29 protein-coding genes and 1 riboswitch are annotated in these 26,860 nt (G+C 62.2%); of the genes, 19 read left to right on the top strand and 10 right to left on the bottom strand.

Going from position 1 to position 26,860, the window contains the following annotated elements:
- Nucleotides 1-133 precede the first annotated feature (133 nt).
- From ACERHN_RS05260 to fabA, 8 genes are all read right to left on the bottom strand, one after another.
- Nucleotides 134-1,327: an endonuclease/exonuclease/phosphatase family protein gene (locus ACERHN_RS05260; RefSeq protein ID WP_415921600.1), complete on the bottom strand. Its 1,194-nt coding sequence runs from the start codon at nt 1,325-1,327 to the stop codon at nt 134-136.
- On the bottom strand, nt 1,324-2,295 hold the full coding sequence (locus ACERHN_RS05255) for a threonine ammonia-lyase (protein WP_415922687.1): 972 nt from the start codon (nt 2,293-2,295) through the stop codon (nt 1,324-1,326). Before ACERHN_RS05255 ends, ACERHN_RS05260 begins: the two co-directional genes overlap by 4 nt.
- Nucleotides 2,292-3,110: an alpha/beta fold hydrolase gene (locus tag ACERHN_RS05250; RefSeq protein WP_415921599.1), complete on the bottom strand. Its 819-nt coding sequence runs from the start codon at nt 3,108-3,110 to the stop codon at nt 2,292-2,294. Before ACERHN_RS05250 ends, ACERHN_RS05255 begins: the two co-directional genes overlap by 4 nt.
- On the bottom strand, nt 3,110-3,796 hold the full coding sequence (locus ACERHN_RS05245) for a haloacid dehalogenase type II (RefSeq protein WP_415921598.1): 687 nt from the start codon (nt 3,794-3,796) through the stop codon (nt 3,110-3,112). The genes ACERHN_RS05250 and ACERHN_RS05245 overlap by 1 nt, the downstream gene beginning before the upstream one ends.
- A 57-nt stretch (nt 3,797-3,853) precedes the next feature.
- Nucleotides 3,854-4,645 (bottom strand): enoyl-ACP reductase, encoded by a 792-nt coding sequence (locus tag ACERHN_RS05240; RefSeq protein WP_415921597.1) that lies wholly within the window; start codon nt 4,643-4,645, stop codon nt 3,854-3,856.
- A 10-nt stretch (nt 4,646-4,655) separates the two neighbouring features.
- Nucleotides 4,656-5,885 carry a beta-ketoacyl-ACP synthase I gene (gene fabB / locus ACERHN_RS05235; protein WP_415921596.1) on the bottom strand — a complete coding sequence of 410 codons (1,230 nt, stop codon included), beginning with the start codon at nt 5,883-5,885 and terminating at the stop codon, nt 4,656-4,658.
- 201 nt (nt 5,886-6,086) lie between these two features.
- Entirely contained in the window at nt 6,087-7,316 is a 1,230-nt protein-coding gene (locus ACERHN_RS05230) for a hypothetical protein (protein WP_415921595.1), read from the bottom strand.
- 152 nt (nt 7,317-7,468) lie between these two features.
- A complete protein-coding gene (gene fabA, locus ACERHN_RS05225) occupies nt 7,469-7,978 on the bottom strand; it encodes a bifunctional 3-hydroxydecanoyl-ACP dehydratase/trans-2-decenoyl-ACP isomerase (protein ID WP_415921594.1) in 510 nt (169 codons plus the stop codon).
- A gap of 114 nt (nt 7,979-8,092) precedes the next feature.
- Here fabA and ACERHN_RS05220 point away from each other — a divergent pair, with 114 nt between their 5' ends.
- Genes ACERHN_RS05220 through ACERHN_RS05210 form a run of 3 tightly spaced genes read left to right on the top strand, consistent with a single transcriptional unit; the run spans nt 8,093 to nt 10,149 of the window.
- Nucleotides 8,093-8,875 (top strand): 2OG-Fe(II) oxygenase, encoded by a 783-nt coding sequence (locus ACERHN_RS05220; RefSeq protein WP_415921593.1) that lies wholly within the window; start codon nt 8,093-8,095, stop codon nt 8,873-8,875.
- 57 nt (nt 8,876-8,932) lie between these two features.
- Complete coding sequence (irr, locus tag ACERHN_RS05215) at nt 8,933-9,367, top strand: Fur family transcriptional regulator Irr (protein WP_415921592.1); 435 nt, start codon at nt 8,933-8,935, stop codon at nt 9,365-9,367.
- Nucleotides 9,367-10,149, top strand: coding sequence for a phytanoyl-CoA dioxygenase family protein (locus ACERHN_RS05210; RefSeq protein ID WP_415921591.1), 783 nt, complete (start codon nt 9,367-9,369; stop codon nt 10,147-10,149). Before irr ends, ACERHN_RS05210 begins: the two co-directional genes overlap by 1 nt.
- Before the next feature lie 23 nt (nt 10,150-10,172).
- Here ACERHN_RS05210 and ACERHN_RS05205 read toward each other — a convergent pair whose 3' ends face one another.
- A complete protein-coding gene (locus tag ACERHN_RS05205) occupies nt 10,173-11,042 on the bottom strand; it encodes a glycosyltransferase family 2 protein (RefSeq protein ID WP_415921590.1) in 870 nt (289 codons plus the stop codon).
- A gap of 116 nt (nt 11,043-11,158) precedes the next feature.
- On the opposite strand from ACERHN_RS05205, the gene miaB reads away from it, so the two are divergent.
- From miaB to ACERHN_RS05160, 9 genes are all read left to right on the top strand, one after another.
- Entirely contained in the window at nt 11,159-12,475 is a 1,317-nt protein-coding gene (gene miaB, locus ACERHN_RS05200; protein WP_415921589.1) for a tRNA (N6-isopentenyl adenosine(37)-C2)-methylthiotransferase MiaB, read from the top strand.
- 271 nt (nt 12,476-12,746) lie between these two features.
- The gene (locus ACERHN_RS05195; protein ID WP_415922686.1) at nt 12,747-13,265 is read left to right on the top strand and encodes an OmpA family protein; all 519 of its coding nucleotides are present in this window, start codon (nt 12,747-12,749) and stop codon (nt 13,263-13,265) included.
- Nucleotides 13,266-13,277: 12 nt separating this feature from the next.
- A complete protein-coding gene (locus tag ACERHN_RS05190; RefSeq protein WP_415921588.1) occupies nt 13,278-13,598 on the top strand; it encodes a hypothetical protein in 321 nt (106 codons plus the stop codon).
- A 146-nt stretch (nt 13,599-13,744) separates the two neighbouring features.
- Complete coding sequence (locus ACERHN_RS05185; protein WP_415921587.1) at nt 13,745-14,737, top strand: PhoH family protein; 993 nt, start codon at nt 13,745-13,747, stop codon at nt 14,735-14,737.
- A 122-nt stretch (nt 14,738-14,859) separates the two neighbouring features.
- Nucleotides 14,860-15,291 (top strand): rRNA maturation RNase YbeY, encoded by a 432-nt coding sequence (gene ybeY, locus ACERHN_RS05180; RefSeq protein WP_415921586.1) that lies wholly within the window; start codon nt 14,860-14,862, stop codon nt 15,289-15,291.
- A 54-nt stretch (nt 15,292-15,345) separates the two neighbouring features.
- Entirely contained in the window at nt 15,346-16,239 is an 894-nt protein-coding gene (locus ACERHN_RS05175; RefSeq protein ID WP_415921585.1) for a hemolysin family protein, read from the top strand.
- On the top strand, nt 16,236-17,750 hold the full coding sequence (lnt, locus tag ACERHN_RS05170) for an apolipoprotein N-acyltransferase (RefSeq protein ID WP_415921584.1): 1,515 nt from the start codon (nt 16,236-16,238) through the stop codon (nt 17,748-17,750). Before ACERHN_RS05175 ends, lnt begins: the two co-directional genes overlap by 4 nt.
- An 8-nt stretch (nt 17,751-17,758) precedes the next feature.
- A riboswitch (SAM-SAH riboswitch) is annotated at nt 17,759-17,808 on the top strand.
- Between the two features lie 3 nt (nt 17,809-17,811).
- Nucleotides 17,812-18,993, top strand: coding sequence for a methionine adenosyltransferase (gene metK / locus ACERHN_RS05165; RefSeq protein WP_415921583.1), 1,182 nt, complete (start codon nt 17,812-17,814; stop codon nt 18,991-18,993).
- A 77-nt stretch (nt 18,994-19,070) separates the two neighbouring features.
- Entirely contained in the window at nt 19,071-19,619 is a 549-nt protein-coding gene (locus ACERHN_RS05160) for a hypothetical protein (RefSeq protein WP_415921582.1), read from the top strand.
- Here ACERHN_RS05160 and rpiB read toward each other — a convergent pair.
- On the bottom strand, nt 19,616-20,053 hold the full coding sequence (gene rpiB, locus ACERHN_RS05155) for a ribose 5-phosphate isomerase B (RefSeq protein WP_415921581.1): 438 nt from the start codon (nt 20,051-20,053) through the stop codon (nt 19,616-19,618). The two genes, ACERHN_RS05160 and rpiB, sit on opposite strands and share 4 nt — an antisense overlap.
- Before the next feature lie 211 nt (nt 20,054-20,264).
- Between rpiB and ACERHN_RS05150 the strand changes: the two genes are divergently transcribed.
- The 7 genes from ACERHN_RS05150 (at nt 20,265) to trpB (ending at nt 26,858) form a co-directional block, all read left to right on the top strand.
- On the top strand, nt 20,265-21,623 hold the full coding sequence (locus tag ACERHN_RS05150) for a P-loop NTPase fold protein (RefSeq protein ID WP_415921580.1): 1,359 nt from the start codon (nt 20,265-20,267) through the stop codon (nt 21,621-21,623).
- 361 nt (nt 21,624-21,984) lie between these two features.
- Nucleotides 21,985-23,646 carry a 30S ribosomal protein S1 gene (rpsA, locus tag ACERHN_RS05145; RefSeq protein WP_415922685.1) on the top strand — a complete coding sequence of 554 codons (1,662 nt, stop codon included), beginning with the start codon at nt 21,985-21,987 and terminating at the stop codon, nt 23,644-23,646.
- A gap of 285 nt (nt 23,647-23,931) precedes the next feature.
- The gene (gene ihfB, locus ACERHN_RS05140; RefSeq protein WP_415921579.1) at nt 23,932-24,216 is read left to right on the top strand and encodes an integration host factor subunit beta; all 285 of its coding nucleotides are present in this window, start codon (nt 23,932-23,934) and stop codon (nt 24,214-24,216) included.
- Entirely contained in the window at nt 24,216-24,566 is a 351-nt protein-coding gene (locus ACERHN_RS05135) for a LapA family protein (RefSeq protein WP_415921578.1), read from the top strand. Before ihfB ends, ACERHN_RS05135 begins: the two co-directional genes overlap by 1 nt.
- 8 nt (nt 24,567-24,574) lie before the next feature.
- Complete coding sequence (locus ACERHN_RS05130; protein ID WP_415921577.1) at nt 24,575-25,216, top strand: phosphoribosylanthranilate isomerase; 642 nt, start codon at nt 24,575-24,577, stop codon at nt 25,214-25,216.
- Between the two features lie 34 nt (nt 25,217-25,250).
- Nucleotides 25,251-25,481 (top strand): N-(5'-phosphoribosyl)anthranilate isomerase, encoded by a 231-nt coding sequence (locus ACERHN_RS05125; RefSeq protein WP_415921576.1) that lies wholly within the window; start codon nt 25,251-25,253, stop codon nt 25,479-25,481.
- A 132-nt stretch (nt 25,482-25,613) separates the two neighbouring features.
- The gene (gene trpB / locus ACERHN_RS05120; protein ID WP_415921575.1) at nt 25,614-26,858 is read left to right on the top strand and encodes a tryptophan synthase subunit beta; all 1,245 of its coding nucleotides are present in this window, start codon (nt 25,614-25,616) and stop codon (nt 26,856-26,858) included.
- The last annotated feature ends 2 nt before the right edge of the window (nt 26,859-26,860 follow it).

Below are 26,860 nucleotides of genomic sequence, written 5' to 3'. Positions count from 1 at the left end.
TCCCTCTGGCGCCATCTGACGCATCGTTCCACGGGGATGCAAGACGTCCATCCCCTTCTTCTGGCTGGAAATACCACGGGGGAGGCCGCAGGCCGGGGGCAGAGCCCCCTGAAACATGGCGTGGGCAACGCCCTCAATCGGATCTCAGGCGCATATGGGCAATGATCTGGCCGTGATCCGACGCCAGCTTATTATAGGGGGCTTCGGGGTGACTGCCATCGGTCAGGTGATCATTCAAAACGCTGAAATACTCCATCTGCCCGATGCTCACCGGACTGCCTTCGATGAAGTGCCGCGACATATAGATCTGGTCGATGCTCTCGTAGACCCCGCCAAACGCGGCCGTATACACCATGTCCCGGCTGGAGCGGCGCACAAACTGCGCCTCTGCGGAATGCAGGCGCACCGCCTCTATCGCCTCGCGGATCTGGACGTCCTCGGCCTCGGAATACCTGTCGCGCGGCGTTTCGGCGTCGTGCCGCAGCATCCAGGCATAGTTCTTGAACGGATGCTCGCCGCTGATGATCTCCGAACTGACCGCATGCGCGCCGTCATTGAAATCACCCGTCACCAGAACCGGATGCCCGGCCTCGATCTCTGCAACGATGGCGCGGCGCAGGACCCATGCCTCTGCCATCCGGCGCAGCGCTGCGCGCAACCCGCCAAGCGCGCGGCCAACCGCGTCATATTGCGTCAGGTCCACTTCGCGCGCATGGGCTGCGCCCTCTGGGCGCACAAATTCACCCAACTTGGACTTCAGGTGACAGGTGAAGACCGTCACCACCTGATCCCCGACCGGCACCCGCACTTTCAGGATCGGGCGGCTCAGCCGGGAGAGCACGAACTGCCCGCCGCCATCGCCCAGCCCGCCAAAATCCACTTCCAGCGGCTCGGGCAGGTCCTGGATCACCTCCGGTGCGCCGACAAACCCCATCCGCGACAGGATCGCGACGCCGGGGCGTCGCTCTCCCGGCACGCCGGTATCGTTCACATTGGGTGCCACGGCCAGCGTAGCATCGGCATAGGAATGATACGCCAGCTTGCGAAAGATGGCCTTGCGGCGATAGCGCTTGGACGCATCCGGCAAATGCGCTTCGTTCCCCGCAACCCCCTGACGGTCCGCCTCTTCGATCACATCGCGCAGGGCGCGTTCTTCGAAAATCTCCTGAAAACACACGATATCGGTGTTCATCGCCTGCAATTGTTCGGCCAGCCAGTCCACCTTCCAGGCGTATTCCTCCGGCGTGTAGCTCTGAAACCGGTAATATTCCTGATCCGCGCCGATCAGGTTTTTCACGTTGAAAGAAGCGATGGTGAATTCGGTCATGTCATGCGGTCCAATGCTGTCGCAAATACGGTCGGGTCCACGTTGCCCCCGGAAATCACGACGACAACGTCGTCTCCGTCTAGGGCGTCCTGACGACACAAAGCGGCAGCAAGGGCCACGGCCCCCCCAGGCTCCGCCACCAGTTTCAGCCGCAGAAAGGCCTGCGCCATGGCCTGCAACGCCTCGTCCTCGCTCACCACGAGGCCCGGACCACAAAGCCGCGAAATGATCGGAAAGGTGATGGTGCCGGGACACTGCGTCAGGATCGCATCACAGATGTTGCCGGATTGTGTTGCGTTGCTCTCGATCGTGCCGGAGCGCAGGGAACGGGCCATATCGTCGAACCCCTCGGGCTCGACCGGGCGCACATGCAGGCCCGGGGCCTCCGCCTCCAGCGCCAGTGCTATGCCTGCGGTCAGCCCGCCACCACCACAGCACACGAGCACTTGCGCCTTCGTCACACCCGCGGCAGCCGCCTGTTCCGCGATCTCAAGCCCGGTGGTGCCCTGACCCGCGATCACCTGCGGTTCGTCATAGGGTTTGATGAGCGTCATGCCCCGCTCTTCGGCAATGGCCGCGCCGATGGTCTCGCGGCTTTCCCCGTCCCGGTCATACAGCAACACCTCCGCGCCGAGCGCGCGTGTGTTGGCAATCTTGAGCGCGGGCGCGTCGCTGGGCATCACGATCACCGATGGCACGCCATGCAGGGTTGCGGCATGGGCCACGCCTTGGGCGTGGTTGCCGCTGGAAAACCCAAGCACGCCGCGCGCGCGTATATCGGGATCCAGCGCGGAGACGGCCGACCAGGCGCCGCGAAACTTGAAACTGCCGGTGTGTTGCAGGCATTCCGGCTTGATCCAGACTCGCCGCCCTGCCAGCGCATCGATAAAGGGCGACGACAAGAGCGGCGTGCGGCGTGCGTGACCGTCCAACCGCTGTGCGGCGGCGCGGATCATGTCGATGTTCATGTCAGCTGCTCCATCCATGTCTTCAGGGCGGCAATGGCCTCGGGTTCATCCAGAAACGGCACATGCCCACGATCCGGCACCTCTGCGTGGATCATGTCGGGGCGTCGCGCCTGCATCCGCGCCGCCGTTTCAGCGCTCAGCAGGTTCGAGCCTGCCCCGCGGATCAGGCACAAAGGCTTGCCCGCCAGCGCGTCGAAAAAGGGCCAGAGGTCCGGCACCTCACCGCCCGCCGCAACCGCATCGCGCAGCTTGGGATCATAGGTGATCTCCAGGCCATCCGCCGTTTCACGGTAATGCAGCTGCGCTTCGGCCAGCCACCGGTCGGTGGGCACGTTGGCAAAACCCGGCAGCGTGTTGGCCAGCGCTGTGGCCATCTCGGCATGGGTGCGTGGGCCGGGCGTCTTGCCCAGATAAGTCATGATCGCGGCCAGCCCCGCAGGGTCCAGTTCCGGCCCCACATCGTTCAGCGCCGCACCGATCAACCGATCCGGCGCGGCCGCCGCCAGACCCATTGCGTTCAGCCCGCCCCGCGACGTGCCAAGGATCGCCACGCGTGGCAGCGACAGGTGATCCATCAGTTCCATCACATCGCGAATTTCCACCGGCAAGGCATAGTTCTGCCAGGACTCATCCCAATCCGATTGCCCACGCCCCCGGTAGTCCAGCGTGATCACGCGCGCGGGCGGCAGATGCGGGCGGACATAGTCGAAATCCCGCCCCGTCCGCGTCAGCCCCGCCAGACACAAAAGCGGCACCCCTTCGCCGGTATCGGTGTAGTGCAGCGCCAACCCGTCCGAGGTTTGAAACGTCGCCATCAGAGACCGGCCAGCGCAGGAATGCCGGTCAGATCCGACAGCACGTGCTGGGGCGTCCACGGGAGCCGGTCCACCGGCTCGCCCGCGCGGTTGACCCACGCGGTGGTGAACCCATACCCCGCGGCTCCTGCCGCATCCCAACCGTTGGACGACACAAACAACACCTCGTCTCGCGCGCAGCCAAACCGCTGCCCGACAAGGTCATAGACCCGTGCATCCGGTTTGAAGATGCCCACCGACTGCACCGACAGGCTGTCATCCAGCACATCGCCGATCCCCGCCGATTGCACCGCGCCATCAAGCATGTCGGGCGACCCGTTCGACAGGATCGCGGTGTTCAACCCCGCGGCCTTGAGCGTGCCCAGCATCATGGGCACCTCCGGATACGCCTCCAACTCCCAATAGAGGGCCAGCAGCCGTTCGCGCAGGGCCGCGTCGCCGTCATGACCGGTGCGTTCCAGCGCCCAGTCGAGACCGTTCTGCGTGACTTCCCAGAAATCCGTATGCGCCCCCGTGATTGCGCGCAGCCATGTGTATTGCAGCTGCTTCAGCCGCCATTGTTCCGCGACCACGGGCCAATCGTCCGCGATTGCGGCAAAGCCGGGTTCAGATGCGGCCTGCCGTGCGGCAGCGGCCACGTCGAACAACGTGCCGTAGGCGTCAAAGACACAGGTGGTGATCGGCATGGGCGTCTCCTTTGCCGGACCACAGTGGCACGGCAGGACGCCCGCGAAAAGAGGGCGTCAGAGGTGGTCGGGCTGTGGCATCCCCAACGCGTGGTAGCCACCGTCCACGCGGATCACTTCGCCCGTGGTGCAGGCGCCCGCGTCCGAACACAGGTAAACGGCGGTGCCACCCACCGCCTCAAGCGTGGCGTTGGCGCGCAAGGGTGCATTCGCTTCCGTATGTTTATAGGTCTTGCGTGCGCCACCAATGGCCGCCCCGGCCAGCGTCTTCATCGGACCGGGGGAAATCGCGTTCACGCGAATGCCTTCGGGGCCCAGATCATTGGCGAGATAACGAGTGGCGGATTCCAGCGCGGCCTTGGCCACGCCCATCACGTTATAACTTGGCACGACACGGTTTGACCCCTGATAGGTCATGGTCAGCAGCGTGCCGCCGTTTCCCAGCATCATCGGATGTGCCCGGCGGGCGCATTCAATGAAGGAATAGACCGAGATATCCATGGAGTTCTTGAAGTTCGCCCGGCTCGTGTTCAGAAACCGGCCCGTCAGTTCGGATTTGTCCGAATAGGCGATGGCGTGGACCAGAAAATCGATCGTCCCCCAGCGGTCCGCCAATGCGCCAAACCCGGCATCCAGCGACGCATCATCGGTCACATCCATGTCGACCATGAAATCCGATCCGACACTTTCAGCCAGCGGCGCAAGCCGTTTGCCAAACGCCTCACCCTGATAGGAAAAGGCAAGCTCCGCCCCCGCCTCGTGCATCGCCTTGGCAATTCCCCACGCGATGGACCGGTCATTGGCCACACCCATGACGAGGCCGCGTTTTCCCTTGAGCATATCGGACATCTGAAAACTCTTACCCGTGAAATTTCGAAAGGATCATCGATCCGTTGGTGCCACCAAACCCGAATGAGTTGGTCATAACGCTGTCGAGGCCCGCGTTCTCGACCAGCGTGGTCGCCACTTCACCTTCGGTGAAGGCCTCATCAAGCGTGTCGACATTGATCGACGGGGTGATGAAATCATGTTCCAGCATCAGCAGGCAGAACACGGCCTCCAACGCGCCAGCCGCCCCTTGGGCGTGGCCCGTCATCGACTTGGTCGAGCTGACCACAGGCTGCGTGCGCCCCTCGAATGCGCGGCGCACCGCGGCCATTTCGGGTGCGTCACCGGCAGGGGTCGAGGTGCCGTGGGCGTTGATATACCCAACCTCGCGCCCCTCGGGCAGCGTGTCGAGCGCCAGTTTCATAGCCAGTTCCGCGCCCTCACCGGACGGCGCCACCATGTCGTGGCCGTCGGATGTGGCGGCATAGCCGGTGACCTCGGCATAGATCTTGGCACCACGGGCGCGCGCATGTTCCAGCTCTTCGAGCACCAGCATCCCGCCGCCGCCCGAGATCACGAACCCGTCGCGGTCCGCATCAAAGGCGCGCGACGCCTTTTCCGGCGCATCGTTGTATTTCGAGGACATCGCGCCCATCGCGTCAAAGAGGCACGACAGGGTCCAGTCCAGTTCTTCGGCGCCGCCGGCAAACATCACATCCTGTTTGCCCAGCATGATCTGCTCTGCCGCATTGCCGATGCAGTGCAGCGAGGTCGAACAGGCCGAGGTGATGGAATAGTTGATGCCCTTGATCTTGTAGGCCGTCGCGAGGTTCGCGCTGATCGTGGAGGACATGCATTTAGGCACCGCAAAGGGGCCGATGCGCTTGGTCGCGCCGGTCTTCAGCACGACCTGATGCGCGGCCAGCATCGCGGATGTGGACGGCCCGCCGGACCCTGCCACAAGCCCGGTGCGCGGGTTCACCACGTCCTCTTCGCTCAGACCCGCATCGGCAATCGCTTGACCCATCGCGATATGGGCATAGGCCGCACCCGGCCCCATGAAGCGCAAGGTGCGCTTGTCCACATGCTCGGTCACGTCAATATCGATGGTGCCCGCAATCTGGCTGCGAAACCCATGTTCGGCCATCTCAGGGCTTGCCTCGATCCCCGACCGGCCCGCCTTGAGCGATGCCAGCACCTCTTCGGCGTTGTTCCCGATGGAAGAGACGATGCCAAGGCCCGTCACAACGACACGTTTCATAGGCAAACCTCCGCTTCGTTTTACAGGCAAACCGCTGGTTTGGCGCAGCGTGTGTGCGCGGTCCTGTCTTTAGGTCAGGCCCATGTAGGACACGAGGGGCGCAAGGTGCAAGGAGGTAAGGCGCAAGGACCCGCAGGCTGCGACATCGCAACGCCTGGTCGGGGCAGGGGGCGCAGGTCGATACCCGCGCCCCCGCCGTATTTATTGCGGCTGGCTCAGCTGCCAGTGGAAGTCGACGTCGTATTGACCGCCGTCGCCCACCATCACCATGGTCTGCGTCACCGACCGTGTGCCGCCATAGAAGGGCCAGTCCGAGAATGTCTCGGGCAGGAGCACCAGATACGGATCATCGTTGACGTCAAAGATGTCGTCATAGTTCTGCCAACCGGTGATCAGGATATAGAGCGGCCCGAGCAGGCCGATGATTGTGCCGACCACTGCGCCAATGATGGCACCAACCGGTCCCAACAGCGCACCAAAGCCCGCGCCGATGATACCGCCCACGGTGCCCATGCCAATGGCACCAAACACCTCCAGCAGGATCTGCCCGACATTGGGCCGCAACTCGGTGACAAGATCGGTCATGAAGGTTTCAAAACCGCCGCTCGGATCCGTCTCTGCCATGGTGAACAGGACGCTCACGAAATGAGGCAGCTCGGCCCCGGTCAGGTCGAATTCGGCATGCACGCGGTCGGGGTTGTATTCGATCACATCATTGCGGCGGAACTGTCCGACCTCAACGATGGGAATGACGACCGGATCGGCCACCGGTGCTTGCGGCGCGGGCTGATTGATATCTGTGAGCGGTCCCTGGAACGTTGCTCCGCTGATCGAGATTTCGTCGCGGCCCGCTTCACCATTTGTCGGGTCACGCGACACGACACGCTCCACCATCATGCGCAAGGTCGTATAGGGCACCAGCGGCGGGCTGGGGGGCGGCGGGGGCACTTCGAACACGCCGGGGCGCGGACGCGGCTTGTCGCCTTCATCGAGCGGTTCGATACAGTAAAAGTCCGCCAGCAGCGCCATCAGGATCTGGCGCAGCCTGTCGTCCTTGCCGGTCTCCTTCAGCTCCATATAGGGTTGCATCGTCTTTTCCAGCACCCACTTGATGTCCGACCGCTCGCTGATCGGTGTCTTGGCGTCGGGATCCACAACCCGTTTCATCATCACACGCTCGGACGAGGTCAGTTCGCGACGGCTTTTGATGTCGGTTGTCATCAACTGCTTGGCCAACTTGCGGCGCAGCCGCCGGGGCATCTCTGTCTTCAGCCGTGATATGGTCCGTGCCATCGGACTGATTTCAAGCTTGGTGCGCGGTTCAGACAGCAGAACCTCGGCCAGTTCGGCCTGATAATGCAGTTGGAAGGCACGGGCGATGGCCGCTCCGCGTTCAGTCAAACAGCGCTTGCGCCGGAATTCATTTTCCATCGAATAACTCCAAAAAACAGTAATCGTCAGTCGCTCAGCAATATGAGCCACCCGACGATGCACGGGTCCGGAGCATCAAGTCCCGAAAGCGACCTGAAAAAGAGTGAATTTCTTCCGATGGTTGTCCGAATAAATACGAAACCGTCTGGCCGTCAGCTTTCGCTCAGGGCGACTTTCATATCCTTGACCTCATAGATGACCTCGCCGTCCGCTTCGACGATGCCATCGGCGACGCCCATGGTCAGGCGGCGGGTCTGTACGGCCTTGGTAAAGTCGATCTTGTAGGTCAGCATCTTGCGGTCCGGGCGCACCATGCCCTTGAGCTTCACCTCGCCCACGCCAAGCGCATAGCCGCGCCCGGTCCAGCCGCGCCAGCCGAGGTTGAACCCGGTCAACTGCCACAGACCATCAAGGCCAAGACAGCCGGGCATGATCGGGTTGCCGGGAAAGTGACAGTCGAAAAACCAAAGGTCTGGCGTGATGTCGAATTCAGCCAGCACATGCCCCTTGCCATGCGCACCGGCATCGCCGGAGATGTCGGTGATCCGGTCCATCATCAGCATCGGCGGTTCCGGCAATTGCGCGTTGCCGGGGCCAAAAAGCTCACCACGGGCACATTTCAGCAGGTCGTCCTTGTCAAAATGTGTGGGATAGTCGGCCATAACGTCTTTCCATTCTGCTTGCGCGCATCTTTGCCCACCTATCACCGCCACGCCGCGTGGTGCAAGGGCAGCAGGGGCTTGCAACGGTTGGACAGGTTGCGCCAAATGCGCGGCATGAATGACATTGATCTTGACCGCTATCCTCTTGAACAGCCGGGCAGTGCCGCGTGGCAGCAGGTGGTCGATACCGCCAAGGCGGGGCTGGCGCGGGATGGGCTGTTCAATCTGCCGGGGTTTCTGACGCCATCCGCGCTTGCCCAAACGCTGGCGCATGTCACCCCGCGGCTGGCCACGGAGTCGTTTCACCACAGCCGCTGGCACAACATCTACTTCAAGGATGACGTGGACGGCCTGGCGCCGGATGATCCGGCCTTGAAAAAGGTCGAAACCGCCAATCACACGCTGTGCCATGACCAGCTGGGCGGCACGCCGCTGGACCGCATCTACCGCTATGACGGGTTTATCCGTTTCCTAGAGGCCGTCATGGACAGGCCCAGGCTGCACATCATGGATGATCCGCTGGCAGGCGTGAACGTGCTGGAATACCGCGACGGTGAGGCGCTGAACTGGCACTTTGACCGGTCGGTCTTTACCACGACGCTGCTTTTGCAACGCGCCGACGAAGGGGGTGCATTTGAATATGTGCGCAACCTGCGCAGCGCCGATGATCCCAACCACGCGGGTATTGCCGATCTGCTGACCGGGGCCATCACGCCCACTGTGCTGGATCAGGACGCAGGCACCCTCAATGTGTTTCTCGGCGTCAATACCGCGCACCGGGTGTCGCGTGTGGTCGGGTCGCCCTCGCGTATCGTGGCCGTCCTGTCCCATTACGACGCGCCGGGCCGGGCGTTCTCGGACAGCGAACGGATGGGCTTTTTTGGTCGCACCGGGTGAGGTATCCGCCGATTGTCATTGAATATTCACCCGACCGGGCACTATATTAGCGGTGATATGGATACGACATCGCACACTCCTGACCCGCATGCTGTGGGCACCGACTGGCTCGCCGGGGCCGGTCTGCGCCCGACGCGTCAACGCGTGACATTGGCGGCGCTGCTGATCGGTGACGGCCAAAACCGCCACGTCACAGCGGAAAGCCTGTTTGAGGCTGCCAAGCAGGAGGGTGAGGCCGTATCGCTGGCCACCGTCTACAACACGCTGCGCGCGTTCTGCGACGCGGGCCTCATGCAAGAGGTGACGGTGGACGGCTCCAAAAGCTACTTTGACACCAATACCCACGATCACCCCCATTTCTTCTGGGAGGACGAGGCCAAGCTGACCGACGCCCCGTCCGAACAGCTGGTGATTGCGCAACTGCCCGATGCCCCCGAAGGTGCGGAAATTGCGTCCGTGGACGTGGTGATCCGTTTGCGCCGCAAGGGCTGATGCCGACACATGTGACGGACGACGACGTTACGGTCTATGACCGGGATGGTGTTGTGCTGATCAAGGGGCTGTTTGCCAATCACGTGGAAACGCTGCGCGCAGGTGTTGCGCGCAACATGGACGCGCCGGGTCCTTATGCGTCAAACAACGACAGGCCCGGAGAGACTGGGCGATTCTTCGACGATTACTGCAACTGGCAGCGGATCCCCGAATTTCGCGATGTGATCGAACGGTCCGACGTGGCGGCGGTGGGCGCGCGTTTGATGCAATCGGATCAGGTGCAGCTGTTTCACGACCACGTTCTGGTCAAGGAGCCGGGCACGTCGATGGCCACGCCGTGGCATCAGGACGGCCCTTACTACTTTGTAAGTGGTCACCAGACGGTCAGCTTCTGGTCCCCGCTGGACCCGGTGCGGGAGGCGACGCTGCGCTGTGTGGCGGGGTCACACCTGTGGCCGCGGGACGTCGTGCCGACCCGCTGGGTGTCCGAAGCCGCGTTTTTCGAAGGCGATTACATCCCCGTGCCCGATCCCGATGCCGAGGGCATGCGCGTTGTCGAGTTCGAGATGGAACCGGGGGACGCCGTGGCCTTCCATTTTCGCACGCTGCACGGTGCGCGCGGCAATCACAGCGACAGCCGCCGACGCGCGTTTTCCCTGCGGCTGGTGGGCGATGATGCGCGGTATGTTGCACGTCCCGGGCCCACGTCACCGCCGTTTCCGGGGCACGGCATGGAACCGGGCGACATGTTGCGCACCGATTGGTTCCCGGTCCTGAAATAGGAATCTTCACCGCATAGCGGTCGTCAGAACCACTGCCCCGGTTCCATCAGCCCAAGATCAAGCAGCTGCCGCGAATGCCATTCGAACGGGGCCGAATTGTGCCACTTGAACGTATGGATATCGAACGTGCTGCCGGGGTTGAGCTTGAGCGCCTTCGCCGTCCGGAATGAACACACCGCCGCCGTCAGGTTGTGGTGCCATTCGCAGGAATAGGTGTTGTATTCCTCGTCATTGAACGTGTGATCGTCGCGCAAGGCGAGGCCGGGCTTGGTCTTGAACAGCGCAATCCTATCAATCTTGCGCCGCGCGGCGGGTACGTGTTCCTCGAACCGCCACCGCAACCCGCCAAAGAAATCCAGCTGCCGGTCCTTTGGGTGCCCCGACACCGGATCAGGCCGCGCCAGCGCGTAATATCCCGACCGGTCCAGATGCGCGCGTTCCAGCGACACGGCGTCGGGATGTTCCCACAGGTCGTCGGAATACAGATCGACCACATAGGTCAGCATCGCGTCCCGCCGCTCCTCGGTGTGAAAGGTCAGCATCTCGCCCACACTGCGCGTCTCGCAGAACGGGAAAAACAGGTATTCCGCGTTGTAGCAGTAATACATCCACGTGCCCGGCGGCACCGCGGCAATCATACCATTGACCGCCATTTCCATCGCATCGGCGCGCGAGGTGTCGTGCACCACATGCACAACGCTTTCCTCAAGATCGCGCGGCAGGCTGAATTCGGCGGGCATGAACGCCACGATATGTTTGAACCCCGCCTGCTGGTGGTGGCGCAATGTGGTGTCCACCTCGACCTCGTCCTCGGCCAGCATGATCGCCACCGGCCCTTTCTTGGGCAGTGTGTCCGCGGATTTCACATACGCGTCGAGGGTCTGGAATTTCATGGCGCTGCCCTTTGCCCGTCTTTTCCCCTTAATGTCGCCAATTGCGGCCGCATTGCAAGATCGCAGGCCGCCTGCTATCCGGCGCACCTGATCCCCTTTTGCCCAACGAGACGCCCATGACCGCGCCCAAAAAGCTCTTTATCAAGACCTATGGTTGCCAGATGAATGTCTACGACAGCGAGCGTATGGCAGAAGCGTTGGCAGGATATGAACAGACCAATGCGCCGGAAGAGGCGGACATGATCCTGCTCAACACCTGCCATATCCGGGAAAAGGCCGCGGAAAAGGTCTATTCCGAGCTGGGCCGGTACAAGGGCCTCAAGGCGGACAAACCGGACCTGAAGATCGGCGTGGCCGGATGCGTGGCACAGGCCGAAGGCGCGGAGATCATGCGCCGCCAGCCGATGGTCGATCTTGTCGTCGGCCCGCAAAGCTATCACCGCCTGCCCGAGATGGAGGCGCGCACCCAAACGGGGGAAAAGGCGCTCGACACAGATTTCCCCGAAGAGGACAAGTTCGAACGCCTGAAATCGCGGCCCAAGGCGTCGCGCGGCCCGACCGCATTCCTGACCGTGCAGGAGGGATGCGATAAATTCTGCGCGTTCTGTGTGGTCCCTTACACACGCGGGGCCGAGGTCAGCCGCCCTGCGGCGCGTATCCTCGATGAGGCGCGTGACCTGGTGGAACGCGGGGTGCGGGAAATCACGCTGCTGGGACAGAACGTCAACGCCTATCACGGTGCGGGGCCGGACGGGTCCGACTATACGCTGGCGCGCCTGATCTGGGACCTGGACAAGGTCGACGGGCTGGAACGTATCCGCTTTACCACCAGCCACCCCAACGACATGACCGACGATCTGATCGAGGCGCACGGCACCTGTTCCAAGTTGATGCCGTATCTGCACTTGCCTGTGCAATCGGGCAGTGACCGCATTCTCAAGCGGATGAACCGCAGCCATACCGCCGAAAGCTATCTTCGCCTGATCGAACGCATCCGCGCGGCGCGGCCTGACATTCTGATGTCCGGTGATTTCATCGTGGGCTTTCCCGAAGAGACAGAGGCCGATTTTCAGGCAACCCTCGATCTCGTCGAAGCCGTCCAGTACGGCTATGCCTATTCGTTCAAGTATTCGTCGCGCCCCGGCACACCCGCTGCCGAACGCGCAGAGGTGGACGCGGCGGAGGCCGATGACCGCCTGCAGCGCCTGCAAGCCCTGATCACCCGCCAGCAACGCAGCATTCAGGAAAGCATGGTGGGGCGCACGGTCAACGTCCTGTTCGAAAAGCCGGGGCGGCTCGAGGGACAGATGGTCGGCAAAAGCGAATACCTCCACGCCGTCCACGTGGCCGATCCGACGCTGAAAACCGGTGAAATTGCCCCGATCAGAATCGTTTCCTCCGGTGCCAATTCGCTTGCCGGGACGCGCGCCTGAATTCACCTGATCCGGGCATTGGGGTATTTGCGCACCCGTTTTGTGGGCCAATTCCAAAATTGAAACACAATATCTGGTGAAAACACCTTCACAGAAGGTTAAAACTTCCTTACGCTTTCGCGCAGTGTGGTGGGCTTTACAGTGCGGCAACGTGCTTTTGGTTTTGCCCGCGGGGGATAACAACAAAAGGGACAAGGCTGTGGTTAATACCTTTTCCAAAGCGGCCAAGACGATCTGCGCAGCAGCTGCCACTGCCGCGTTGGCCGTATCGATGGTCGCTGTGGCGGCCACTGATGTGGTGGCGCAGACGAATTCGCAATCGGGCCGCGACGGCGGGCAATATATTCCAACCATCTGGGTGGACCCGGATGGGTGTGAACACTGGGTCATGGATGACGGCGTCGAAGGTTACATGACGCCACATACCAACCGCAAAGGCATTCCGGTCTGCCGCCGGGGCAACACCTGCGGCGTGATGAATTCGGACCAGTTCTTTGCCACGGACAGCGCGCGGATCCACGCGCAGGGCAAACAGCGGCTGGCAGAGTTCTTCCAGCAGGCCGGTGCAACCAGCTACATCATCACCGGTCACACCGACAGCCGCGCATCGGATGCCTACAACTTGCGCCTGTCGCTGAACCGGGCCAATTCGGTTGCCGCCATCGCGCAGCAGACCGGTGCACGGATCGCGGATGTGCGTGGCTATGGCGAACGTCTTCCGGCGGCGTCCAACCAGACGGCGCAAGGGCGGGCCAAAAACCGTCGCGTCGAAATCATCTGCATTCGCTAAGGGGTCGGGACAGTGAACATTATCAAAACCACACTCATCCTTGGCGCGGCATTCGGGCTCGCGGCATGCGAAGACGCCTCCTTCCGCGAACTGGGGCCGGACAAGACCGTAGACCGCGGGTTCGACACCAAGGACCTGAGCCAGTTGCAGGCGGGTATCTGGGTGGACCCCAACGGGTGCGACCACTGGATCATCGACGACGGGGTCGAAGGATACCTGTCCGCCCGCCTCGACAAGTTCGGCAAGCCGGTCTGTTCGGGTGTCGCGGCACCCACGCAAACGGTGGGCGACTTCAAGGGCGGCTCGACCAGCGCGATTGGCGACCCGATCTGATTTGGGCCACAACCCCACACAGCAAGCCGGAGCGCCCACAGCGCCCCGGCTTTTTTGTTTCAATTTGATGAAATGCCGAGGTGAGGCGTTGCACCCACGGGGCGAAGTTGCGACCCTTGTGACAGGCACAGACTCAGGAGCAGGTATTGACCCTCGATCACCCGACTGGCGAATCCGTAGTGGAGTTTCCCGACAATCGTCTCTTGATTGACCTGTGCGGTCCCTATGACCAGCATCTGACATCGATCGAGACTGCGCTTGACGTCCAGATCGTGCGGCGCGGGAATGTCCTCGCGGTGATGGGCGACGAGGCCGCGCAAAAACGCGCGGCAGAGGTGTTGAATGCGCTCTATCTCCGGCTCGAAACCGGCAAGGATGTCGAACCGGCGGACGTGGACCGCGAATTGCGCATGGGGTCGTCCGAAGAGGACACCGGCACGCGTGCGGGGGACCAGTTGGAGATGCCGGTGGGCAACCGGATCGAAATCAAGACCCGCAAGAAACTGGTCGAACCCCGCACCGATGCGCAAAAGGCCTATGTGCAATCGCTGTTCGAAAACGAAATGGCCTTTGGCATTGGCCCCGCCGGCACGGGCAAGACCTATCTCGCCGTGGCCGTTGGTGTGTCGATGTTCATCTCGGGCCACGTGGACCGCATCATCCTCTGCCGCCCGGCGGTGGAGGCGGGCGAACGGCTGGGCTTTCTGCCCGGCACCCAAGAGGAAAAGGTCGATCCCTACATGCAGCCGCTCTATGACGCGCTGAATGATTTCCTCCCCGGCAAGCAACTGGCCAAGCTCAAGGAAGAAAAGACCATCGAAATCGCGCCACTCGCGTTCATGCGTGGCCGCACGCTCAGCCGCGCGTTCGTGGTGCTGGACGAAGCGCAAAACGCCACCACCATGCAGATGAAGATGTTCCTGACCCGTCTGGGCGAAGGCTCGCGCATGGTGATCACCGGCGACCGCACACAGATCGACCTGCCGCGCGGCGTCACATCGGGCCTGTGGGATGCAGAACGGCTGCTCAAATCCATCCCCAACATCAGCTTCAACTATTTCACGTCCAAGGACGTGGTGCGCCACCCCCTTGTCGCCGCCATCATCGAAGCGTACGAGGCCGACACCGAAACCACCTGATCTTCGTCTCTGTTCCAAAAAATCCCGGGGGTCCGGGGGCTGGCCCCCGGTTCTGACGTCTGACACCTGACATCGACATCCTGATCGAAGATGACCGCTGGACCAAGGCGGGCCTGCCCCGATTGGCCGAACAGGCGATCGCAGCGGTCGCAGATCATCATGCTCTGTCCGGGATCGAAGTGTCGGTTCTGGGCTGCGACGATGCCCGCATTACAGTACTCAACGGCACGTTCCGCGAAAAACCCAAGCCCACCAACGTGCTGAGCTGGCCCGAGGCGGACCTTGCCCCGGGCACGGACGGCGCGGACCCACAGGCGCCCGCACCGGGTCCCGACGGGACACACACGCTCGGCGACATCGCCATCGCCTATGACACCTGCGCCCGTGAGGCGGAGGCCCAGGGCAAACCCTTTGCCGATCACGTCACCCATTTGCTGGTGCACGGCACGCTGCATCTGTTGGGTTACGATCACATGCGCCCACGCGACGCAGCCCGTATGGAGGCGTTGGAGGTCAAAATACTTGGCAAGCTGGGGGTGCCTGACCCATATTAGGGCAACGGCGCGCCCTGTTTCCATTCAGCGCCGCGACAACTGGACCAGGAGCCGATGGGCGAAAACGACGGATCGTCTGACGCAGCGCAACGCGCGCAGTCAGCCACTGACACGAACACTCCCGACACACATGGCGGATTTCTGTCGCGCGTCATCGGCGCGCTCAGCCCCCGCGACGGCGGGTCAGGCACGGGCGACGCGCCCCCCGAAAACAGGCCGGCGCAATCGCATGGCATGATCAACCTGCGCCGAATGCGGGTCGAGGATGTCGCCGTGCCCATGGCCGATATCACGGCCGTGCCCGACACCGTGTCGCTGCAGGAACTGGTCGAGGTCTTCAAGGACAGCGGGTACACTCGCCTGCCCGTGTTCGAGGGCACGTTGGACACCCCCATCGGCTTTGCCCACCTCAAGGACGTGGCCCTGCACCACGGCTTCAACGGCGGGGCCAAGGATTTCGACCTGCGCGCGCGCCTGCGCCCGCTCCTCTTCGTGCCGCCCTCCATGTCCATCGGCGTGCTCCTGACCAAGATGCAGACCGAACGGCGGCACATGGCGCTGGTGATCGACGAATATGGCGGCGTTGACGGGCTGGTGACGATCGAGGACCTGATCGAACAGGTGATCGGCGAGATCGAGGATGAACATGACGTCGATGAAGGCGTGCTGTTTGTGCGCGAGAAATCGGGCTGCTACCTCGCTCTGGCCAAAACCCCGCTGGACGAGTTCGAGAAAGAAGTCGGCATTTCCCTGACCACCCATGATGACGTGGATGAGGAAGAGATCGACACATTGGGCGGCCTCGTCTTCATGCTGGCCGGTCGGGTGCCCGCGCGCGGCGAAGTCGTGCCGCATCCTGACGGGCCGCAATTCGAGGTGATTGACGCGGATCCCCGCCGGATCAAACGGTTGCGCGTGCGCATGCAGGCGCGGGACCCCGCGGAATGACGATGCGCACGGCGCGCATCACGGCGTGGCCGTGGTGGGCTCTGGTGTTGATCAGCATCGGCGCCGGTGCCTTGGGTGCCCTATCCCACGCGCCCTACGATCTGGCCCCCTTCATTCTTGTGCCCATGGTCGCGGCCGCAGCGATCGCGGCGCGGGCGTCCGGCGCGCGCGGCGCGGGCGGTCTGGGGCTGGCGCTTGGGTTCGGGTATTTCATTTTCACCCTGTCGTGGATTACCGAACCGTTTCAGGTCGATGCCGCCGTGACCGGCTGGATGGCGCCCATCGCGCTGGTGCTTCTGGCGCTGCTTTTGGGCAGCTTCTGGGCCGCCGCGCTGGCCTTTGCCCGTTGGGCCGGTGGCGGGCCACTGGCCTTTATCGCGGGCTTTGCCGGGACCGAGATGTTGCGCGCATACGTCTTTACCGGGTTCCCCTGGGCCAGCCCGCCGCAGGCGCTGGTGAACGGTCTGGCGGGGCAGGGGCTTGCGTTCCTTGGACCGCACGGGCTGCTGCTGGGCATGGCGGCGGTGGCCGCGCTGATCCTGCACCTGCGGTCCTCTGTGCTGTCGGCGGCGCTGACGGTCGCCGCCACCGGTCTGATCCTGGTGCCGCCACTCTCCGCCCCAAGCCCCCTGACCGCGACCACCGTGCGCCTGATCCAGCCCAATGCGCCGCAGGATCAAAAGTGGGATCCGGCGATGATCCCTGTCTTTGTCGACCGGCAGATTGACTATACCGCAGCGGGGCCGGTCCCGGATCTGGTGCTGCTGCCGGAAACGGCGTTGCCCTATCTTCAGGAAACCGCGCAGCCCGTCTTTGACGTCCTCGCCGATGCGGCCCGCGGTGCGCCCATCGTGCTGGGCATCCAGCGGCGGGTCGGGGACGCGTACCACAATGGGCTCGTGATGCTGGACGCGACGGGGCAGGTGGCAGGCACCTATGACAAACATCATCTCGTGCCCTTTGGCGAATACATGCCCGCGCGCTGGCTGTTTCGTCACATCAATGTTGGCGGTCTGGCCGCCCGCGCCGAAGGCGGGTACGCGCCGGGGCCGGGACCCGCGCTCATCGACCTCGGCCCGCTTGGCACCGCGCTGCCCCTCATCTGTTACGAGGTCGTGTTCGCCCACAATGCAGGTGGGGCGCCCGCGCGCCCAGGATTTCTGATGAACCTCACCAATGACGCCTGGTTCGGCACCCGCTCCGGCCCGCAGCAACACCTTGCCCAGGCACAGATGCGGGCCATCGAACAGGGTCTGCCGATGCTGCGCGCGGCCAACACGGGCATTTCGGCGGTGATCGACCCGCGTGGGCGTATCCTCGATGCCTTGCCCCTGAACGTCGCCGGATATCTCGATGTGACCCTGCCTGCGCCCGCGCCGCCAACCCTCTATGCCCGCACCGGCGACGCGCCCTATGCGCTGCTTTTGCTGGTTGGGGGCATTGCGCTTGTGGTGCAACGCGCACGCGCCCGCCGTGCGCAGGCCATTGACGCTGGCCGACCCGCAGCGTAAGGGCGATCAACCCGCCACAACGGCTTCCTGACGTGGCGGTGAAACAGCTATTGGAGCACACATGTCCCGTCAGAATTATACCTTCACCTCGGAATCCGTTTCCGAAGGCCACCCCGACAAGGTCTGCGACCGTATTTCGGACGCCGTCCTCGATGCCTTTCTGGCCGAAGAGCCGGAGGCGCGCGTGGCCTGCGAAACGTTTGCGACCACGGACCGCGTCGTCATCGGCGGTGAGGTGGGCCTGAGCGATCAGGACAAGCTGCACGATTATATGGGCCGCATCGAAGACATCGCGCGCGCCTGCATCAAGGACATCGGCTACGAGCAGGACAAGTTCCACTGGAACACCTGCGAGATCACGAACCTGCTGCACGAACAGTCCGCGCATATCGCCCAGGGCGTCGATGCGAGCGCCGACAAGGACGAAGGGGCCGGCGATCAGGGCATCATGTTCGGTTACGCCACCGATGAGACGCCCGCGCTCATGCCCGCCCCGATCCAGTACGCGCACGCCATGCTGCGCCGCCTCGCCGAAGTGCGCAAGGACGGCACCGAACCCGCCCTTGGCCCCGATGCCAAATCGCAGCTGTCGGTGATCTATCAGGACGGCAAACCGATGGGCGTCAGCTCGCTCGTGCTGTCCACGCAGCACCTCGATCCCGACCTCAGCAGCGACGACATCCGCGCCATGGTTGCACCCTATATCGAAGAGGTGCTGCCCGACGGATGGCTGACCGATGACACCGAATGGCACGTGAACCCAACGGGCAAATTCGTGATCGGCGGCCCCGACGGTGATGCGGGCCTCACCGGGCGCAAGATCATCGTGGACACCTATGGTGGCGCTGCCCCGCACGGCGGCGGCGCATTCTCGGGCAAGGACCCGACCAAGGTGGACCGCTCCGCCGCCTATGCCGCGCGCTATCTGGCCAAAAACGTTGTCGCCGCCGGTCTGGCCAGCAAGTGCACCATCCAGCTCAGCTATGCGATCGGCGTGTCCAAGCCGCTGTCGATCTACTGCGACACCTTCGGCACCGGTCAGGTGCCGGATGCCCAGATCGAGGCCGCCGTGGCCCTGTCCATGGACCTCACACCGCGTGGCATCCGCGAGCACCTGCAACTGAACAAACCGGTCTATCAGCGCACCGCGGCCTACGGCCACTTTGGCCGCGCACCGGACGCAGATGGCGGCTTCAGCTGGGAAAAGACCGACCTCGCCGACGCGCTCAAGGCGGCCGTGTAACGCGGTTCACCAAACGGTGCGTGGAAATTGAGTGGGGCGTGGCCTAGCTTTTCATCATCCCGATGAAAGGTCTTGCCATGCCCCGCCTCGCTCTCGCCCTGCTGATCGCCCTCGCCACACCGCTCAGCGCCCAGAACACACCCGCCCCCGAAGCGCCCACGATCGAGGCCGAGCCGCCGATGACGATGGTGCGCATGGCCGAAATCATCCGCGCCATCGACCCCGAGGCGCGCCCCGCCGGCAACTCCATTCAGTTCGTGATCGACGACATCCCGCTGGTCGTGATCGCCGATCCGGTTGCGGACCGCATGCGCGCTATGGTCCCGATCCGCTCCGCCGCGGGGCTGTCGCAGGACGAGCTGATGCGCCTCATGCAGGCCAATTTCGACAGCGCCCTTGATGCGCGCTATGCCGTGGCACAGGGACGGCTCTGGGGCGTGTTCATCCACCCGCTCAGCCCGCTGGAACGCGAACAGCTCCTGTCGGCCTTTGTCCAGACGATCAACGTCGCCCGCACCTACGGCCAGACCTATTCCGGCGGCGCGACCGTATTCGGCGGCGGCGACAGCAATGGCCTCTACCAGGAACTGCTCGAAGAGCTGTTGGAAAAAGGCGAGGAAATCTAGGGTTCCATCGCCTTGATCATATCCACCCGGATCGCGTGACGCCCACCTTCAAACGGAGTGCTCAAAAACGCATCCACGATGTCCAGTGCCAACCCCTCGCCCAGCACCCGCGCGCCGAGCGCCAGCATGTTGGCATCATTATGCGCACGGATCATCGCCGCCGAGAAGGTGTCGGAACACACACCACAGCGAATGCCGTGCACTTTGTTGGCGGCCATCATGATGCCCTGACCCGTGCCGCATAACACAATGCCAAGATCAGCCTCTCCGGCGGCCACGACGCGCGCCGCCTCTTCCCCGCGTGCCGGATAATGCGTGCTCTCGGCCGTGTCCGGCCCGAGGTCACGGACCGTATGACCCGATGCTGTCACATGGCGCGCCACCGCTTGCCGCAATTCAATCGCGGCATGATCACTGGACAAGACGACGTGCATGGTTGGCCCTTCCCTGAACTGTTCTGGCGTTTCCTACCATGCGCATCGCAAACGTCCAGAGGTCCTGTCTCTGTTCCGAAAAATCCCGGGGGAATCGCCGCAGGCGATGGGGGCAGCGCCCCCATTCCCACGCATGCGTCCCCTTGCTAACGTTCCAGCAGGAGCGATGTGGGGATTGCACGTGACGCAAAATACGATCTGGTCGGATGACTTGCTGGGCTTTGACGATCTGGCCGTCACCTATACGCGCCTGATCACCACCCTGTCCGAGGCCAGCACGATCTCCATCGAGGCCGGTTTTGGTCGGGGCAAGACCTTCTTCCGCGAAAAATGGGCGTCCGCACTGCAGGCTGATGGTGGCCTTGTCATCGAAATTGATGCGCAAACGTCGGATCATTCCGGCGACCCGGTGGTGACGTTTCTGGGCGCGTTGCTCCGCGCGGTGCCGCGCGACGACCCTGGCCGTTGGGCGCAGAACGTTCAGCTGGCCAAGCGCATCGGCCTTGCCGGGGCCAAAACGGTGGGCAAGGCCCTGCTGCGCGAAGGCGCGGAAGAGGTGGGCGACCTGCTCGCCGGCGACGCAGACGGCGCGCGGGCGGATATCCTGAGGCACATCACGGACGATACGGCAAAAGGTCTGTCCAAATCCGCCAGCGACCTCATCGACAAGCAACTCGCCGCCGAAGCGGCCCGCGACGAAATCGCCGGAAACCTCGACAGGCTGCACACCGCGCTAGTCAAAGATCGCGACACCGACCGCGTCATCATCTTCATAGATGAGCTGGACCGCTGCCACCCCGACTATGCGCTGGCCCTGCTGGAAGCGATGAAGCTGGTCTTCCAACACCCCGGCTTTGTCTTTGTCCTCTTCGTCAACCCGGACTACCTCGAACGCCTCGCCGCGCACCGGTTCGGCGCGCAGGGCGAGGGGGAAAAGTACCTCGACAAGTTCATCGACATGCGCCTCGGCCTGCCGGTGAATGAGGACCTGCTGAGCAAGGCCGTCGAACACCTCTTCAGCGACCTGCCGCTCAAGATCCCCTTTGGCGATCACGAGGAGTTCTCAGTGGCCCGCGCCGCCCGGCTGGCCGGAGAACTGGCCCCGATCAGCAACCTGTCCCTGCGACAAATCAAGGCCGTGCTGTTCAAGGTACGGATGGCCTGTGTCGTCTATGCGGAGCGACCGATTGATCTGGCCTTGCTGGTTTGGTTGGGGTTTCGCGATGTTGGGGCAGCCGATGCTTTCGCCACAAAGAAAATTAAAAGCCTCTCGTTTAAACGCGGTTTTCTTACGCCATATTTCGCAGATCGTCTCAAACAGTCCTCGTCGTTTGAGATGCCTGACGGTTCGCACTTCGTTTCGCCTGATGCTATCAATAGTGCATTGAGTTCAGAATACAGCGTACTGAGTAGGTTGCCGGTTGAACGATTTGTGGCATACGAAAAAAGCGCGCATCGCAATTCGAGGTCTTGGGATGATGTGCTCTTCGGCTTAGCACCCCACTACATCCCCGACCACGAGGCGATGCTCGCCTCCGTCCACAAATTCGCGGCCCCCGGCACCGACTGACCACCGTACGCTCTGTTAACCGGCCCAATCCGTGCACCCCGCGGTGTACGGCCTGTGCACAGACTGTGCACACTCTGTGACCCGGCCAAAATCCCCCGCAACCCTTGTGAACAGAGGGTAAACCCGCCCGAATCGCGGGCACAGGCAATCCGGCTCTTGCCCCGCCGCCCAACCCCCGCTATACGCGCGTCCGTCGACAAGGTGAAAACACCGCGGAACATCGAGAGGAGCAGGGTCGGAACCATCCGGCCCTCTTTGTTTTGCAACGCACCTGACCAACCACATCCAAGACCGGCGGAGACAACCGCACGGCCCGAAAAACCAAATGTTAGGATACGCACGCCACATGGCTGATAAAATGATGGAGGAATTCGAAGCCCTCCTGCAAGAAAGCTTCGAAATGGACACGCCCGAAGAGGGTTCCGTTGTCAAAGGCAAGGTCCTCGCCATCGAGGCAGGTCAAGCCATCATCGACGTCGGCTACAAGATGGAAGGCCGCGTCGAGCTCAAAGAATTCGCAGAACCCGGTGAAGCACCCAAGGTCGAAGTCGGCGACGAAGTCGAAGTCTACCTGCGCGCGGCTGAAAACGCCCGTGGCGAAGCCGTCATCTCCCGCGAGATGGCCCGCCGCGAAGAAGCATGGGACCGTCTGGAAACCGCCTATGCTGGCGAAGCCCGCGTCGAAGGCGCGATCTTTGGCCGTGTCAAAGGTGGCTTTACCGTCGATCTGGGCGGTGCCGTGGCCTTCCTGCCCGGCAGCCAAGTGGACGTGCGCCCCGTGCGCGATGCAGGCCCTCTGATGGGTCTGAAACAACCCTTCCAGATCCTGAAAATGGACCGCCGCCGGGGCAACATCGTTGTGTCGCGTCGCGCGATCCTAGAAGAATCCCGCGCCGAACAGCGCGCCGAAGTGATCGGCAACCTGACCGAAGGTCAGAACGTCGACGGCGTGGTCAAGAACATCACCGAATACGGTGCGTTTGTTGACCTGGGCGGCGTTGACGGCCTGCTGCACGTCACCGACATGGCATGGCGCCGCGTGAACCACCCGTCCGAGATCCTCACCATCGGTGAGACGATCAAGGTGCAGGTCATCAAGATCAACAAAGAAACCCATCGCATCTCCTTGGGCATGAAGCAACTGCAGGAAGATCCATGGGATCTGGTGGCTGCGAAATACCCGCTGGAAAGCACGCACACCGGCCGCGTCACGAACATCACCGACTATGGTGCCTTCGTCGAACTGGAGCCCGGTGTCGAAGGTCTGGTCCACGTCTCCGAGATGTCCTGGACCAAGAAGAACGTGCACCCCGGCAAGATCGTGTCGACCTCTCAGGAAGTCGAAGTCATGGTTCTGGAAATCGACGGTGCCAAGCGTCGCGTGTCCCTGGGCCTCAAACAGACCATGCGCAATCCATGGGAAGTGTTTGCAGAAACACACCCCGAGGGCACGGAAGTCGAAGGCGAAGTCAAGAACATCACCGAATTCGGTCTGTTCGTTGGCCTCGACGGCGACATCGACGGCATGGTGCACCTGTCCGACCTCAGCTGGGACCAGCGCGGCGAGGAAGCCATTCAGGATTACCGCAAGGGCGACATGGTCCACGCGGTGGTGTCCGAAGTCGACGTCGAGAAAGAGCGCATCTCGCTCTCGATCAAAGCGGTTGGTGGTGACAAGTTTGCCGAAGCGGTGGGCGGCGTGAAGCGCGGCTCGATCGTGACCGTGAACGTGACCTCCATCGAAGAGGGCGGGATCGAAGTGGAATATGAAGGCATGAAATCCTTCATCCGCCGCTCCGACCTCAGCCGTGACCGTGCCGAACAGCGCCCCGAGCGTTTCTCGGTCGGTGACAAGGTCGACGTGCGCATCACCAACATCGACAACAAGACCCGTCGTTTGGGCGTGTCGATCAAGGCGCGCGAAATCGCCGAAGAGAAAGAGGCCGTGGAACAGTACGGCTCGTCCGACAGCGGTGCATCGCTGGGCGACATTCTCGGCGCAGCCCTCAAGGGCGACGAGTAAACCTTTCGCCTCAGGGCGAGACGGTGCGCGGGGGCCTCAGGGCCCCCGTTTTGCGTTCTGCACAATAGTGCGCGAATCGGGGTCGAGGCCGTAACATACGTAGGTGTATTGCGCAGATTGGTCCGGCTGAAGGTGTGAATTCAGCGGCAAAGCGCTGCCAACCCCCGGTTTTTCCCTCGAAAAAGCTGTCACGGGGAACGGCGCGCTATTCCCGAGCGCCAAGATTGTACCTATACTCGATCAAACAAAAATGACGACATTACACGTCCTTCTGGGGAGAACGCCATGATCCGGTCTGAGTTGATCCAAAAGATCGCCGACGAAAACCCGCATCTGTATCAGCGTGACGTGGAGCGGATCGTGAATACCATCTTTGACGAAGTGACAGCTGCGATGGCGCGCGGGGACCGGGTCGAACTGCGCGGCTTTGGCGCGTTTTCGGTGAAAAAACGGGATGCGCGCACGGGACGGAACCCAAGGACGGGTGAGACCGTTGATGTTGAAGAAAAGCATGTGCCGTTTTTCAAAACCGGCAAGCTGCTGCGTGATCGACTGAACGGGAAAGCCTGATGCGTTATATCCGATACGCCTGTATCGCTGTTTTTGCCCTCGCCCTTATTGCCGTGGCGCTCGCCAACCGTGGAATGGTGACGCTCAAAGTGCTGCCGGTGGAGATTGCGGGCCTCTTCGCCGTGACACCCTCGGTCGAATTGCCTTTGTTTGTCGTGATCTTTGGCGGGATCATTGCGGGTCTTCTTGTGGGGTTCGTCTGGGAATGGCTGCGCGAGCACAACATCCGCGCGGAAAACAGTCGCAATGCCCGTGAGGTGCGGCGGCTGGAGCGTCAGATCAAACGCATGAAGTCCGAAAAGCATGAGGGCGAGGACGAGGTCTTGGCGCTGTTGGATGAGGCCAGCTAGGCCACCACATGCCTGAATTGTCGGTCAAGATTTGCGGGCTCAGCCGTCCCGAACATGTTGCCGCTGCCGCCGAGGCGGGTGCCAACTATGTCGGGTTTGTCTTTTTCGAAAAATCACCGCGTAACGTATCATTCGACACGGCACGTAATCTCGCACTGGCGACACCGCCGGGCGTGGCAAAGGTTGCGCTGGTTGTGAACGCGGATGACGCGTTTCTGGATGCCCTGACAGAGGCCGTCCCGCTGGACATGTTGCAACTGCACGGGGCCGAAAGCCCGGAGCGTGTGGCGGAGGTCAAAGCGCGCTATGGGCTGCCGGTGATGAAGGCCGTGGGGATCGCGTCCGCTGACGATCTGCCCAAACTTGATGCGTATATGCAGGTTGCGGATCAAATCCTGGTAGATGCCAAGCCCCCGCGGGATGCGGATTTGCCGGGTGGGAACGGGTTATCGTTTGACTGGCGCTTGATCGCGGGGAGGCGTTGGCCAGTGCCTTGGATGCTCGCCGGTGGGCTGGATGCCGGTAACGTCGCACGAGCTGCTGCACTCACAGGTGCGACGCAGGTGGATATCAGTTCTGGTGTGGAGACAGCGCCTGGCGAAAAGAACGCAGACTTGATCAGCGGTTTCATCACGGCGGCTCGGACTTAACTATGATTTAACCAAGCCATTGCACGGTTCATGCATGCAGGAGCTACCCGACTACCTCACTCCAGAAGCTTGGCTGGATCAGATTTTCAGCGCTCAATCGGCGATGCGCGGCGGTGTTGTCCGGCGGCGCGTCAAGGATGTGGAACGCTTGGTCGGTCGGCCGTTGTTCCGTGAGGAGCTGCGCAAGCGCGGATACCGAGCGATCGAAAACAACGGCAATTTTGTCATTTTTTGTAACCGCGCGCCCCTGCGCCTATTGGAATGAAGCAAATCCTGAAGGATTTGCGGCCGTACAATTCTTGAAGAATTGTACGGCTGCGATCCTTGCAAGGATCGCTTTACCCCGTTCTCTCAGCGCGCTACATCACAGTGTCGCAGCAGGGCAGGGAGTGTTCAGATGAACGACCTTTTCAACTCATTCATGACCGGCCCCGATGAGGCCGGCCGGTTCGGGAAATTCGGCGGTCGGTTCGTGTCCGAAACCCTCATGCCGCTGATCCTCAGCCTTGAGGAAGAGTACGAAAAGGCCAAGACTGACGACAGTTTCTGGGCCGAGATGAATGATCTCTGGACACACTATGTCGGCCGTCCAAGCCCGCTTTATTTCGCCGAACGGCTGACCGAGCATCTGGGCGGCGCCAAGATTTACATGAAGCGGGACGAGCTGAACCACACCGGTGCACACAAGATCAACAATGTGCTCGGTCAGATCATCCTTGCGCGCCGTATGGGCAAATCGCGCATCATCGCGGAAACGGGCGCGGGTCAGCACGGGGTCGCCACCGCAACTGTTTGCGCGAAATTCGGACTGAAATGCGTCGTCTACATGGGGGCCCATGATGTTGAACGGCAGGCCCCCAACGTGTTCCGGATGAAGTTGCTCGGGGCTGAAGTGATCCCCGTAACCTCCGGGCGCGGCACACTCAAGGACGCCATGAACGACGCGCTTCGTGATTGGGTCACAAATGTACGCGACACGTTCTACTGCATCGGGACCGTTGCGGGACCACATCCTTACCCGGCGATGGTGCGTGATTTCCAAAGCATCATCGGCAAGGAAGTGCGCGAACAGATGACGCAAGCCGAAGGGCGTTTCCCTGACACCGTCATTGCCGCGATTGGGGGCGGGTCGAACGCTATGGGCCTGTTTTACCCGTTCCTCGATGACAAACAGGTCGGCATCATTGGTGTCGAAGCGGGCGGCAAAGGCGTAAACGCCAAGATGGAGCATTGTGCCTCCCTCACCGGTGGTCGCCCCGGCGTATTGCACGGCAACCGGACATATCTGCTGCAAGACGATGATGGTCAGATCCTCGAAGGCTTCTCGATCTCGGCGGGTCTGGATTACCCGGGTATCGGGCCCGAACACGCATGGCTGCACGACATCGGTCGGGCGGAATACGTGTCGATCACGGATGTCGAGGCATTGGAGGCGTTTCAGCTGTGCTGCACCACCGAAGGCATCATTCCCGCGCTGGAACCTTCCCACGCGCTGGCGCATGTGATGAAAATCGCACCCGAGCTTCCCTCGGATCACATCATCTGCATGAACATGTGCGGACGTGGTGACAAGGACATCTTTACCGTCGCCCGCCACCTTGGTTTCGATATGAGCGGCCCCGAGGGCCGCAACGTCGAATAGGC

This window comes from Tateyamaria rhodophyticola (assembly GCF_047777875.1).
Lineage (GTDB): Bacteria > Pseudomonadota > Alphaproteobacteria > Rhodobacterales > Rhodobacteraceae > Tateyamaria.
The sequence above is the reverse complement of the archived record's forward strand: the minus strand, read 5'-3'. Positions and strand labels throughout refer to the sequence as shown.

What these genes read in the sequence shown, in the direction of transcription:
- ACERHN_RS05260 (WP_415921600.1), bottom strand. Translation starts at nt 1,327, where the DNA reads ATGACCGAATTCACCATCGCTTCTTTCAACGTGAAAAACCTGATCGGC.
- ACERHN_RS05255 (WP_415922687.1), bottom strand. Translation starts at nt 2,295, where the DNA reads ATGAACATCGACATGATCCGCGCCGCCGCACAGCGGTTGGACGGTCAC.
- ACERHN_RS05250 (WP_415921599.1), bottom strand. Translation starts at nt 3,110, where the DNA reads ATGGCGACGTTTCAAACCTCGGACGGGTTGGCGCTGCACTACACCGAT.
- ACERHN_RS05245 (WP_415921598.1), bottom strand. Translation starts at nt 3,796, where the DNA reads ATGCCGATCACCACCTGTGTCTTTGACGCCTACGGCACGTTGTTCGAC.
- ACERHN_RS05240 (WP_415921597.1), bottom strand. Translation starts at nt 4,645, where the DNA reads ATGTCCGATATGCTCAAGGGAAAACGCGGCCTCGTCATGGGTGTGGCC.
- fabB (WP_415921596.1), bottom strand. Translation starts at nt 5,885, where the DNA reads ATGAAACGTGTCGTTGTGACGGGCCTTGGCATCGTCTCTTCCATCGGG.
- ACERHN_RS05230 (WP_415921595.1), bottom strand. Translation starts at nt 7,316, where the DNA reads ATGGAAAATGAATTCCGGCGCAAGCGCTGTTTGACTGAACGCGGAGCG.
- fabA (WP_415921594.1), bottom strand. Translation starts at nt 7,978, where the DNA reads ATGGCCGACTATCCCACACATTTTGACAAGGACGACCTGCTGAAATGT.
- ACERHN_RS05220 (WP_415921593.1), top strand. Translation starts at nt 8,093, where the DNA reads ATGAATGACATTGATCTTGACCGCTATCCTCTTGAACAGCCGGGCAGT.
- irr (WP_415921592.1), top strand. Translation starts at nt 8,933, where the DNA reads ATGGATACGACATCGCACACTCCTGACCCGCATGCTGTGGGCACCGAC.
- ACERHN_RS05210 (WP_415921591.1), top strand. Translation starts at nt 9,367, where the DNA reads ATGCCGACACATGTGACGGACGACGACGTTACGGTCTATGACCGGGAT.
- ACERHN_RS05205 (WP_415921590.1), bottom strand. Translation starts at nt 11,042, where the DNA reads ATGAAATTCCAGACCCTCGACGCGTATGTGAAATCCGCGGACACACTG.
- miaB (WP_415921589.1), top strand. Translation starts at nt 11,159, where the DNA reads ATGACCGCGCCCAAAAAGCTCTTTATCAAGACCTATGGTTGCCAGATG.
- ACERHN_RS05195 (WP_415922686.1), top strand. Translation starts at nt 12,747, where the DNA reads ATGGTCGCTGTGGCGGCCACTGATGTGGTGGCGCAGACGAATTCGCAA.
- ACERHN_RS05175 (WP_415921585.1), top strand. Translation starts at nt 15,346, where the DNA reads ATGGGCGAAAACGACGGATCGTCTGACGCAGCGCAACGCGCGCAGTCA.
- lnt (WP_415921584.1), top strand. Translation starts at nt 16,236, where the DNA reads ATGACGATGCGCACGGCGCGCATCACGGCGTGGCCGTGGTGGGCTCTG.
- metK (WP_415921583.1), top strand. Translation starts at nt 17,812, where the DNA reads ATGTCCCGTCAGAATTATACCTTCACCTCGGAATCCGTTTCCGAAGGC.
- ACERHN_RS05160 (WP_415921582.1), top strand. Translation starts at nt 19,071, where the DNA reads ATGCCCCGCCTCGCTCTCGCCCTGCTGATCGCCCTCGCCACACCGCTC.
- rpiB (WP_415921581.1), bottom strand. Translation starts at nt 20,053, where the DNA reads ATGCACGTCGTCTTGTCCAGTGATCATGCCGCGATTGAATTGCGGCAA.
- rpsA (WP_415922685.1), top strand. Translation starts at nt 21,985, where the DNA reads ATGGAGGAATTCGAAGCCCTCCTGCAAGAAAGCTTCGAAATGGACACG.
- ihfB (WP_415921579.1), top strand. Translation starts at nt 23,932, where the DNA reads ATGATCCGGTCTGAGTTGATCCAAAAGATCGCCGACGAAAACCCGCAT.
- ACERHN_RS05135 (WP_415921578.1), top strand. Translation starts at nt 24,216, where the DNA reads ATGCGTTATATCCGATACGCCTGTATCGCTGTTTTTGCCCTCGCCCTT.
- ACERHN_RS05130 (WP_415921577.1), top strand. Translation starts at nt 24,575, where the DNA reads ATGCCTGAATTGTCGGTCAAGATTTGCGGGCTCAGCCGTCCCGAACAT.
- ACERHN_RS05125 (WP_415921576.1), top strand. Translation starts at nt 25,251, where the DNA reads ATGCAGGAGCTACCCGACTACCTCACTCCAGAAGCTTGGCTGGATCAG.
- trpB (WP_415921575.1), top strand. Translation starts at nt 25,614, where the DNA reads ATGAACGACCTTTTCAACTCATTCATGACCGGCCCCGATGAGGCCGGC.